General features: G+C 68.0%; 1 protein-coding gene. It reads left to right on the top strand.

Features of this window, described 5'->3' with window-relative positions:
* Nucleotides 1-1,258: FAD-dependent oxidoreductase (locus tag ACK4HL_RS06760; protein WP_409757617.1), on the top strand; the 1,258-nt coding region annotated here is incomplete at both ends.

The following is a 1,258-nucleotide window of genomic DNA, read 5'->3' as shown; positions in this document are numbered from 1 at the left end:
CGCTGGAGGGCCACCACCCCGACACCTACGAGCAGATCCACGTCCATTGCGACGTGTTGGTGATCGGTGTTGGCGTTGTTGGTTTCGCGGCGGCCGAGGCCGCCGCGGCCTCGGGTGCGAAGGTCATCATCGCCGACGAGAACCCGCGCTTCGGCGGCATCGCCGACATATCGGGCGGCACCGTCGATGGCCAGGCGCTCCCCGACTGGACGGCGGCGAAGGCGCAGAAGCTCGCCGCCGCCGAAAACGTCCATGTGCTGAACCGGACCACCGTCGTCGGCCACTGGCACCACAATTTCCTCATGCTGTTCGAGCGCGTGGCGGACCACGATCCGGCACTGCTCGCGGCGGGCGTGCCGCGCCACCGGCTGTGGAAGGTGCGCGCGCACCAGGTGATCCTCGCCACCGGTGCCATCGAGCGGCCCATCGCCTTCGCCAACAACGACAGGCCGGGCGTGATGCTGGCCTCCGCCGCCCGGGGCATGGTGGAGCGCTACGGCGTGGCGCCGGGCTCCTCGGGCGTCGTCTTCACCAACAACGACGATGCCTACCAGACGGCCATCGTGCTGAAGGACGCTGGCGTGGGCTTGCGCGTCGTCGATTCCCGTGCCCGGGCCGAAGGGGCGCTCTGCAACAAGGCGCGCGAGATGGGAATTCCCGTGGATACGGGCTCCGTCATCTCCGCCGTCAACACCACGTGGGGCGGCCTCAACATCACGGACGTCAAGGTCGCCTCCTACCGCAAGGGCCAGGGCCGCGTCATCAAGGAGACGAAGGTCGGCTGCGATTTCCTCGCCATGTCCGGCGGCTGGAACCCCGCGCTTCACCTCTGGTGCCACAACGGCGGCAAGATCCGCTTCGACGAGAAGCTCCAGTCCTTCCGGCCGGATCGGCACAATGACAGGATCGCTGCCGTCGGCGCGGCCAATGGCAGCTTCGCCCTGCCACAGATCCTCGAGGAGGCCTATGGCGCGGGCTCGCGGCTTACGGGCTCCGGCAACGTGCATCCGGTGCCCGCCGCCGTCCAGGCGGACGAGCGCCCGCTCGAACCCATCTGGTTCGCGCCCGCCACGGGCAAGTACAATGAAGGCAACAAGCACTTCATCGACTACCAGAACGACGTGACGGCTGCGGACCTCGAACTCGCCCAGCGCGAGGGCTACGAATCGGTGGAGCACACCAAGCGCTACACCACCTTCGGCATGGCCACCGACCAGGGCAAGACGTCGAACCTCAACGGCCTCGGCGTGCTCTCCGA

Source organism: Aestuariivirga sp. (assembly GCF_046294715.1).
Lineage (GTDB): Bacteria > Pseudomonadota > Alphaproteobacteria > Rhizobiales > Aestuariivirgaceae > Aestuariivirga.
This window is presented reverse-complemented; position numbering and strand designations above follow the sequence as displayed.